Source organism: Simplicispira piscis, from assembly GCF_054783455.1.
In genome coordinates, this window is record NZ_BAAGQN010000018.1 from 103,849 (window position 1) to 112,758 (window position 8,910).

At 63.5% G+C, this 8,910-nt stretch carries 8 protein-coding genes and 1 pseudogene; 8 read left to right on the forward strand and 1 reads right to left on the reverse strand.

Features of this window, described 5'->3' with window-relative positions; all coding sequences use genetic code 11:
- Positions 1-43: 43 nt before the first annotated feature.
- From ychF to ACYVOC_RS14005, 4 genes are all read left to right on the forward strand, one after another.
- The gene (gene ychF, locus ACYVOC_RS13990; RefSeq protein ID WP_116002991.1) at positions 44-1,138 is read left to right on the forward strand and encodes a redox-regulated ATPase YchF; all 1,095 of its coding nucleotides are present in this window, start codon (positions 44-46) and stop codon (positions 1,136-1,138) included.
- A gap of 95 nt (positions 1,139-1,233) precedes the next feature.
- A complete protein-coding gene (rarD, locus tag ACYVOC_RS13995) occupies positions 1,234-2,109 on the forward strand; it encodes an EamA family transporter RarD (RefSeq protein ID WP_461162203.1) in 876 nt (291 codons plus the stop codon).
- Positions 2,110-2,520: 411 nt separating this feature from the next.
- Positions 2,521-3,759: a GGDEF domain-containing protein gene (locus ACYVOC_RS14000; protein ID WP_461162204.1), complete on the forward strand. Its 1,239-nt coding sequence runs from the start codon at positions 2,521-2,523 to the stop codon at positions 3,757-3,759.
- 301 nt (positions 3,760-4,060) lie between these two features.
- A complete protein-coding gene (locus ACYVOC_RS14005; protein WP_461162205.1) occupies positions 4,061-5,689 on the forward strand; it encodes a bifunctional aminoglycoside phosphotransferase/ATP-binding protein in 1,629 nt (542 codons plus the stop codon).
- Here ACYVOC_RS14005 and ACYVOC_RS14010 read toward each other — a convergent pair.
- On the reverse strand, positions 5,640-6,110 hold the full coding sequence (locus ACYVOC_RS14010; protein ID WP_461162206.1) for a YqaA family protein: 471 nt from the start codon (positions 6,108-6,110) through the stop codon (positions 5,640-5,642). The two genes, ACYVOC_RS14005 and ACYVOC_RS14010, sit on opposite strands and share 50 nt — an antisense overlap.
- 163 nt (positions 6,111-6,273) lie before the next feature.
- On the opposite strand from ACYVOC_RS14010, the gene ACYVOC_RS14015 reads away from it, so the two are divergent.
- The 4 genes and pseudogenes from ACYVOC_RS14015 to purH form a co-directional block, all read left to right on the forward strand.
- Positions 6,274-6,828: a D-Ala-D-Ala dipeptidase gene (locus ACYVOC_RS14015; RefSeq protein ID WP_461162207.1), complete on the forward strand. Its 555-nt coding sequence runs from the start codon at positions 6,274-6,276 to the stop codon at positions 6,826-6,828.
- Positions 6,829-6,949: 121 nt separating this feature from the next.
- Positions 6,950-7,996, forward strand: a complete 1,047-nt coding sequence (gene dusB, locus ACYVOC_RS14020) for a tRNA dihydrouridine synthase DusB (protein ID WP_461162208.1) — start codon at positions 6,950-6,952, stop codon at positions 7,994-7,996.
- Positions 7,993-8,226, forward strand: a complete 234-nt coding sequence (locus ACYVOC_RS14025) for a Fis family transcriptional regulator (RefSeq protein ID WP_116003005.1) — start codon at positions 7,993-7,995, stop codon at positions 8,224-8,226. The genes dusB and ACYVOC_RS14025 overlap by 4 nt, the downstream gene beginning before the upstream one ends.
- An 85-nt stretch (positions 8,227-8,311) precedes the next feature.
- Positions 8,312-8,910: pseudogene (gene purH, locus ACYVOC_RS14030) on the forward strand (bifunctional phosphoribosylaminoimidazolecarboxamide formyltransferase/IMP cyclohydrolase); the annotation flags it as partial.

The following is an 8,910-nucleotide window of genomic DNA, read 5'->3' on the forward strand; positions in this document are numbered from 1 at the left end:
TTAAAATCAACGGTTTGTCCCCAGAACACCTGAAAGCCCTGCCATGAGCCTCCAATGCGGCATCGTGGGCCTGCCCAACGTCGGCAAGTCCACCCTCTTCAACGCGCTGACCAAGGCCGGCATCGCCGCCGAGAACTACCCTTTCTGCACCATCGAGCCCAACACCGGCGTGGTCGAGGTGCCTGATCCGCGCCTGCAGCAACTGGCCGAAATCATCACGCCCGAGCGCATCGTGCCGGCCATCGTCGAGTTTGTGGACATCGCCGGCCTGGTGGCCGGTGCCAGCAAGGGCGAAGGCCTGGGCAACCAGTTTCTGGCCCATATCCGCGAGACGGACGCCATCGTCAATGTGGTGCGCTGCTTCGAGGACGACAACGTGATCCACGTGGCGGGCCGCGTGGACCCGATCTCCGATATCGAAGTCATTCAGACCGAGCTGTGCCTGGCCGACCTGAGCACGGTGGAAAAAGCGCTCAACCGCTACAGCAAGGCCGCCAAGAGCGGTAACGACAAGGAAGCCGCCAAGATCGTCGCTTTGCTTACCCCCATCCAGGCAGCGCTCGACCAGGGGCTGCCTGCGCGCAGTGTGCCGGTCAGCAAGGAGGACCTGCCCCTGCTCAAGCCGTTCTGCCTCATCACGGCCAAGCCCGCGATGTTCGTGGGCAATGTGAGCGAAGATGGCTTCGAAAACAACCCGCTGCTGGAACGCCTGAAGGAGTACGCTGCTGCGCAGAATGCACCTGTAGTCGCCATTTGCGCCAAGATGGAAGCCGAAATGGCCGAAATGAGCGATGAAGACCGCGACATGTTCCTGGCCGAGATGGGGCAGGATGAGCCGGGCCTGAACCGCCTGATCCGCGCTGGTTACAAGCTGCTGGGGCTGCAGACCTATTTCACTGCCGGGGTGAAGGAGGTGCGTGCCTGGACTATCCACGTGGGCGACACTGCGCCGCAAGCTGCTGGCGTGATCCATGGCGACTTCGAGCGCGGCTTCATCCGCGCCCAGACCATCGCTTTTGACGACTTCATCCACTACAAGGGCGAGCAGGGCTCCAAAGATGCAGGCAAGATGCGCGCTGAAGGCAAGGAATACATCGTGCGCGATGGCGATGTGCTGAACTTCCTGTTCAACGTCTGAGGCCTTTGGGGCCTGGCCGTCATGGCCTGCTGCTTTGCAGGTATGCCATGGCGGTCTTTTTTTCTGCGGCGAATGCGCCCCACTGACTGCCGTACATGAATCCTGGCATCGCCTACGCCACGCTGGCCTACCTGTCCTGGGGACTGTTCCCGCTGTATTTCCGGCAACTGACCGACGTGCCAGCGCTGGAAGTGGTGCTGCACCGCACCCTGTGGTCTCTGGTGTTCGTGTTGGGCGTACTGGCGGTGCGCCGGCAATGGGCCTGGGCGCGCGCGGTGTTGCGCCAGCCGCGGGTGCTGGGGGGCTTTGCGGTTTCGGCGCTGTTGCTGTCGGCCAACTGGCTGACCTATGTCTGGGCAGTGAACAACGGTCATGTGGTGGATGCCAGCCTGGGTTATTTCATTCTGCCGCTGGTCAGCGTGGCCTTGGGATTCTTCTTTTTGCGCGAGCGCCCGCGTCCGGGCCAGTGGCTGGCGGTGGCGGTGGCCGCCGCCGGGGTGCTGTGGCTGACGGTGCAGGCGGGCCGCTTGCCCTGGATCGCGCTGGTATTGGCACTGACTTTTGGTTTTTATGGCCTGCTGCGCAAGGTGGCCGTGCTGGGGGCGCTGGAAGGGCTGGCTCTGGAGACTGTGCTGCTGGCCCCGCTGGCCGCCATCGGCCTGGGCGTTTGGGCCTGGCAGGGCCAGGGGGTGCTGGTGCAGGGGAGTTCTGCCGTCTTGGGTTGGCTGGTTCTTGCCGGGCCGATCACCGCCATTCCCCTGCTGCTGTTTGCCGCGGGCGCACGGCGGATTCCCCTGGCCACGATGGGCATCCTGCAGTATTTGTCGCCCAGCCTGCAGTTTGCACTGGGTGTATGGCTGTTCCACGAGCCGTTCGAGCTGTCCCGTCTGGCCGGTTTCATGCTGATCTGGGCGGCTTTGCTGGTGTACTCGCTGGAAGGTTGGTGGGCCCGCGCACGTCCGGCCTTGTGATGCATCAGCCTGCGGTCCGTGCGTTGCGTAGCTAATGGTAAATACGGGGAGGGATGGAGGCGGTTCTCCTTATCATGCCGTGTCCAGCGCGGGCAGACGCTTCGCAGAGCGTTCTGACAAGGGTTTGATTGCAGGGTGTTTGCGCAGTGGTTTGGTGGGGGCGCGGCACACAAAGCGCCTTTTCGGTACGGATACCATTCTCCGGTGAGCGGTTTTTGGGTCGCGATGTAACAAATGGTGTATACAGCGAGCCGCGCTACCGTTTCCGGTACGACCTTCTTCCTTCTTACAACCGACGGTGTTCTCTCCACTCCATGTGCCATGGCTGCAGCCTCACTTTTGACCATGATTTTTAAAAGCGGGAAACCGCAGTTCTCTGCGTCAGAGGCCTTTCCATTCACCGATGCGAGCATGGACTTCGACGATTCGTCGGCCGTGGTCTTGCAGGACGCGCGCCGCAGGGCCGATGCGGGCATGGCGGGCGGGCGGCGAACCAATGCACAGAAATGGTTGATCGCCCTGTCGCTGGTCGGCCTGTATCTGGCGGCTGCGGTGGTTTTTCATGCGGTGGACATGGTGCAGTCGCGCACGCTGTATGTGCTGTCGGGCCTGATCGTTGGTCTCTCGCTGGTGTTCCTGGGTGCCTTCAAGTCGGGCCTGCACATGCGGGCGCAGGAGAAGCGGCTCAAACTCCCCATTGTGGTGTGCGCCCTGGCATGCATGTTGCTGGTTGTGTACCTGGATCCGGCCACGCAGATCTTGCTGGCGCCATTCAGTTTTGTGACCATGGCTTATGGCATGTACCGCATTCCGCGCAACACGGCGTTTCTGGTGGCATGGGCCCTGCTGTCGGGTTATGCGGTGGTGATTGCGTTGCATTACACGGCGCAGCAGAACGATGCATTGCTGCGGCTCGAAGTGATGCATTTCGTGGCACTGGCCGTGTCGCTGCCCAGCTTTATCTACCTGGTGGGCAAGGTGCAGATGCTGCAGCGCATCCTGCATCGGGCCAGCCGCAAGATCAAGAACATCCAGGAAGATGCGCAGCGCGACACGCTGCTGGGGTGTTTTAACCGCCGCTACATCGTCGCGGCGCTGGAGGAGCAGAAGCAACTGGCCGATGAAACCGGCATTCCCCTGTGCCTGGCCGTGGTCGACCTGGACCATTTCAAGCGCATCAACGACGAACTGGGGCACCTGGGCGGTGATGAGGTATTGCGCAGTTTTGCCCGCGTGGCGCAGGAAAATGTGCGGGCTGGTGATATTTTTGGCCGCTACGGGGGCGAGGAGTTTTTGCTCATCTTCCCGGCCACTTCGCTGCTGCCCGCGCTCAACACCTGCGAGCGCATCCGTGCGCAGGTCGAGGCGCACCCCTGGACGGGTCTGCTCAAGAGCCGGGTGTCGGTGTCCATTGGCGTTACGCAGTACATCCCGGGCGAGTCGGTGCTGGAGTTCTTCTCGCGCTCCGATACCGCCATGTACATGGCCAAGGAAGGCGGACGCAACCAGGTGGTCGTCGAAGAGCCAGTGGCCAAGGGCGATCCGTCCGTCACTGTGGAGCTGCTGGGCGAAGACCCCGACGCCCAGGACGACGAAGGCTCGGTGATCACTACCGTGCGACACGGTCAGCGGTTGGTTTCGAGAGTTTGAGTGTTTTTCGATTCTGGCGCTTTGCTGGTAAGCGCTTGAAGCTCTATTTTTGATAGCAAATGCAGTGCTGCCCAGAGAGGCGCGATCCTCTTTCGGTTTCTTGATCGAGGCGGTTGACACTGGTCAAGCAGCGGGCACACTCGAAGACCATGCTGTTGTCTTTCCCGGCGCCTGCCGCTGCTTCCCATGCCGTCCCTCTCCATGACACCCGTTCCCCGGAACCATCGGGCGCAGGGGGTGGTGGTCTACCCCTTCCGGGGCTGGACGATGGAGTGCGTATTCTTCTGCGGGCGAGCCTGCCATGCTGACGGGCAGTTTTGATGCGGCCGAAGCCTTGGTGCGCCAACTGCAGAGCCAACCGCAGGCGTTTGGCCATGCCGCAGAGGCCGTGGAGTGCATCGAGACCCATATCTCCTGGCTGCTGCTGGCGGGCGATTTTGTCTACAAGTTCAAGAAACCGCTGAAGCTCGATTTTCTGGACTTCAGCACCACCGCACTGCGCCGTGCTGCCTGCCTGGAAGAGTTGCGCATCAACCGCCGCACGGCCCCCGACCTGTACCTTGGGCTGGTGGCAGTGCAGCAGCAGCACGGCGCGCTGCGTGTATTGCCTGCCGATCAGGCCCCTGCTGGGGCCGAGCCCGCGGTGCGCATGCGCCGGTTTGCGCAAGACATGCTGCTCAGCCATGTGCTGGAGCAGCAGCGCTTGCAGCCCGCGCACATCGACGCTCTGGCGCGCCACGTGGCGCAGTTCCAGGGCGGGGCTGCCGTGGCGCAGCCAGGGCAGGGCTTTGGCGACGCACGCGCCGTGTGCAGCCCGGTGCACGACTGTCTGCATGCCTTGCAGAGCCAGGAGGAAGCCGGTGACTGTGCGCAGCCCTCCCCGTTGCCACGGTTGGCGCAGTGGTGCGCCGCGCAAGGGGCCGCTCTGGCGCCTGTGTTCGATGCGCGCTTGCATGCGGGCCGGGTGCGCGAGTGCCATGGCGATCTGCACCTTGCCAACCTGGTGCTGACCGACGCCGGGCCGCAGTTGTTCGATGCCATCGAGTTCAACCCGGCGCTGCGCTGGATCGACTGCGTGGCCGATATTGCTTTTCTCGTGATGGACCTGGAGGCGCGGGGTCGCTCTGATTTGGCGTGGCGTTTTCTCAATGCCTGGTTGGAACACACCGGCGACTACGATGGCTTGCGCGTGCTGCGCTACTACTGCGTCTACCGCGCCCTGGTGCGCGCCCGGGTCGCGGGCATGCGCAGGGCACAGGCGGGTGGGGCGGCGTGGGCTGCCAGTGCGCTGGAGCGCCAGCGCTACCTGGAACTGGCGGCGCGCAGCATCCAGCCTCAGCCTGCCGCGTTGTGGCTGGCCCATGGGTTCTCGGGGGCGGGTAAGAGCACGCAATCACAGGGGGTGATCGAGCAGCGCGGCGTGGTGCGTGTACGTGCCGATGTGGAGCGCAAGCGCCTGTTTGGTCTGCTCGCCCATGCGTCGAGCGCGGTGGTGTCGGGCGGCATCTATACCCGCGAGGCTTCGCAGCGCACCCATGACCGGCTTGCGCAGGTGGCGCGCACTGCGCTGGGCGCCGGATACACCGTGCTGGTCGATGCCACTTTTCTGAACGCCGCCCTGCGGGCACGCTTTATCGCCCTGGCCGCTGCTCTGCAGGCGCCGTGCCGCATTCTGTCGTTCGAAGCGCCGCTGGACGTGCTGCGTGCGCGGGTGCAGGCGCGCCAGCAGGCGGGAGGCGATGCCTCCGAGGCGGGGCTGGAGGTGCTGGAATCTCAGTGGGCGGCTGCACGGCCGTTGTCGGCGCAAGAGGAAGCACGGACCGTGCATGTGGATACCACGCGGCCTGTGGACTGGGACGTCTTGTTGCCGCGCGAAGAGGTTACAGAGCCACCTGGCCTGGCATCAGGTGCAGCAACACCGTTGTCATGACCAGGTAGCGCAAAAATTTTCCTACAGCCATGTAGGCCAGGCAGGGCCAGAACGGCAGTTGGAGCCAGCCGGCCACGGCGCACAGCGGGTCGCCCACCACGGGCAGCCAACTCATCAGGCAGGCCTTGGCCCCGAAGCGCCGCAACCAGGCGATGGCGCGTGCATCCTTGTGGTAGCCACGGGCGCGGTCCACGGCTTTGTGGGCTGCCAGCCCTATCCACCAACTGACGCCGCCGCCCAGCGTGTTGCCCAAGGTCGCCACCATGACGGCGGGCCAGAACAGGTCGGGGTTGAGTTTGATGAGCCCGAACACCGCCGGTTCAGACCCCAGCGGCAGCAGCGTGGCCGACACAAAGGACACCACAAAAACCGTGCTCAGGCCGAACTGGGGCAGGGCCAGCCATTCGAGTAGCAGATGCATCCAGGTTTCCATGCCAGTCAGTGTAGGGGCCCTGCACGCTGGTTTGGTGGCCTGGTGGCGTTGTCCTACAGCATGGTGCGCCATGCACGCATGCCGTGGAACGGGTTGCTTTTGTATCGTGGATCTACCGCAACCCAGACGGAAAGCAACCCGGAGGAATCCCATGGCCATCGCTTCAACACGGCACCCCTATGAGCAGCTCTCTCGCTCTGCCTCGGGCATCGGCAGCACGCCCTGGTGGTCGATGGCCGCGGCACTCGTGTTTTCGGCATGGGCGCACAACACCCATGCGGTGGTGCTGCACACGCACATCGGTGTGCCACACTGTGCCGATGCACCGACCGCGCCCGAGGCTTTGGCACACATCGCACAAGATCTGCAGGTCCAGGGCCTGGCCCTGGATGCCTGCTGCGAAGCCCGCAGTGGTGGCTGGATTGTGCGGGTGCGGGTGATGGACGGCATGAAAGCCCGCCAGACCGTGCGCGGGCCGCTTGCAGACGGAGAAGATGTCGACATGGGCACACCATCCGGCGTGGTTCTGGCGGGCGCGTCGGGTGGTGTGGACGGTTTTGCACCCGACGTGCAGCACAACCGCCAGTGGCTGAGGACGCTCATGGCGCAATACCGGTTTGAGAATTCAGCCGATGCGTGGTGGCTGTTTGTGCAGCAGGGCACCCTGCCACCGGCAAAGGCAGGCAAGGATTTCGCCGCACGCTGAGGCGGCGCGCAGCGGCAGGGAGAGCAAAGGGTTGTGGGTGGTTCGCCATTTCAGTTGCTGAAATTTTGAGCAGGTACAATCCTGCCTCCTTTTTCAGCAATTGCGGCGCCCCGAAACCCTCATGTACATCGGCCACATTCCTTTGGCGAACCGTTTGTTCGTGGCCCCGATGGCGGGCGTCACGGATCGGCCGTTTCGGCAGTTGTGCAAGCAGCTCGGTGCGGGTTACGCGGTGAGCGAGATGGTCACCTCGCGCAAGGATTTGTGGAACACCCTCAAGACCTCGCGCCGCGCCAACCATGCCGGGGAGCCGGGGCCGATTGCCGTGCAGATCGCCGGCACCGATGCACCCATGATGGCCGAGGCCGCGGTCTACAACATAGAGCGCGGCGCGCAGATCATCGACATCAACATGGGCTGCCCGGCCAAGAAGGTCTGCAACAAGTGGGCGGGCTCCGCCCTGATGCAGAACGAAGCACTGGCCGTCGAGATTGCCGCCGCCGTGGTGCAGGCCTGCGCGCCTTTCAACGTGCCGGTCACGCTCAAGATGCGCACGGGCTGGTGCCAGCAGCACAAGAATGCCGTGGCGCTGGCCCGGCAGTTTGAAGGCGTGGGCATCCAGATGCTGACGGTGCACGGCCGCACGCGCGAGCAGGGCTACAAAGGTTTTGCCGAATACGACACCATTGCCGCTGTGAAGGCGGCAGTGCAGGTTCCGGTGGTCGCCAATGGCGACATCGCCACGCCCGAGAAGGCGCGCGACGTGCTGGCCGCTACGGGGGCCGACGCCCTCATGATCGGCCGTGCCGCCCAGGGCCGCCCCTGGATTTTTCGCGAGGTGGGCCACTTTCTGGCCACGGGCGAACACCTGGCCCCGCCGCTGGTGGCCGAGGTGCGCCGCCTGCTGCTGGACCACTTGCACGACCACTACAGCCTGTACGGCGAGCAAACCGGGGTGCGCAGTGCACGCAAGCACATTGCCTGGTACCTGCGCGCGCTGCCGGGCGGCGAGGCCTTGCGCCAACAAATCAATACGACAGAAGACTGCGCCACGCAGTGGCAGGCCGTGGCCGACTACCTGGATGCCCTGGGGCAACAGATGGACCGGTTGCCGCACGCCACCGGTGTGGACGCGAACTCACAAGAACAAGAGGGAATGGCTGCATGAGCAAGAAACATATTGAAGAATGCGTGCGGGAGAGCCTGCAGGGCTACTTTCGCGACCTGGGCGGCGAGACCCCCGACGGCATGTACGACATGCTGGTGCGCGTGGTGGAAAAGCCGCTGCTGGAGGTGGTGATGGAAGAGGCATCCCACAACCAGTCGCGCGCCGCCGAATGGCTGGGCCTGAACCGCAACACCCTGCGCAAGAAACTGGCGCTGCACAAGCTGCTTTGAGCATCTGTTGATTGCTATTTAATTTGTAGCTACTTGCGCTTGTTTGATAAGCGTTAGAGCCTGTTTTTATTCAAACTACCGCACCATTGCCATGAACGCACTCCTCTCCGTCTCCGACAAGACCGGCATCGTCGACTTTGCCAAAGCCCTGCACGCCCTGGGCATCCGGCTGCTGTCTACCGGCGGCACAGCCCAGCTACTGGCCAAAGAAGGCCTGCCCGTGACCGAGGTGGCCGAAGTCACCCAGTTTCCTGAAATGCTGGACGGCCGCGTCAAGACGCTGCACCCCAAGGTGCACGGCGGCCTGCTGGCCCGCCGCGAACGGCCAGAACACATGGCAGCCCTGAAGGCACACGGCATCGACACCATTGACCTGTTGGTGGTCAACCTCTACCCGTTTGAATCGACCGTGGCCAAGGCGGGTTGCACGCTGGCGGATGCCATCGAGAACATCGACATTGGTGGCCCGGCCATGGTGCGCAGCGCCGCCAAGAACTGGAAGGACGTGGGCGTGCTGACCGATGCCTCGCAGTACCCCGCCGTGCTGGAGGAACTGAAAGCGCACGGCAAGTTGTCCGACAAGCTGCGTTTTGCGCTGTCCGTCGCTGCGTTCAACCGCATTGCGCAGTACGACGGTGCCATCAGCGACTATCTGTCTTCCGTCACGTTTGAAGAAGAAAAGCT

Excerpts from the sequence above, each read along its gene's own strand:
- ACYVOC_RS14000 (WP_461162204.1), top strand. The coding sequence starts at position 2,521 with ATGGACTTCGACGATTCGTCGGCCGTGGTCTTGCAGGACGCGCGCCGC.
- ACYVOC_RS14005 (WP_461162205.1), top strand. The coding sequence starts at position 4,061 with ATGCTGACGGGCAGTTTTGATGCGGCCGAAGCCTTGGTGCGCCAACTG.
- ACYVOC_RS14015 (WP_461162207.1), top strand. The coding sequence starts at position 6,274 with ATGGCCATCGCTTCAACACGGCACCCCTATGAGCAGCTCTCTCGCTCT.
- ACYVOC_RS14025 (WP_116003005.1), top strand. The coding sequence starts at position 7,993 with ATGAGCAAGAAACATATTGAAGAATGCGTGCGGGAGAGCCTGCAGGGC.
- dusB (WP_461162208.1), top strand. The coding sequence starts at position 6,950 with ATGTACATCGGCCACATTCCTTTGGCGAACCGTTTGTTCGTGGCCCCG.
- ACYVOC_RS14010 (WP_461162206.1), bottom strand. The coding sequence starts at position 6,110 with ATGCATCTGCTACTCGAATGGCTGGCCCTGCCCCAGTTCGGCCTGAGC.
- rarD (WP_461162203.1), top strand. The coding sequence starts at position 1,234 with ATGAATCCTGGCATCGCCTACGCCACGCTGGCCTACCTGTCCTGGGGA.
- ychF (WP_116002991.1), top strand. The coding sequence starts at position 44 with ATGAGCCTCCAATGCGGCATCGTGGGCCTGCCCAACGTCGGCAAGTCC.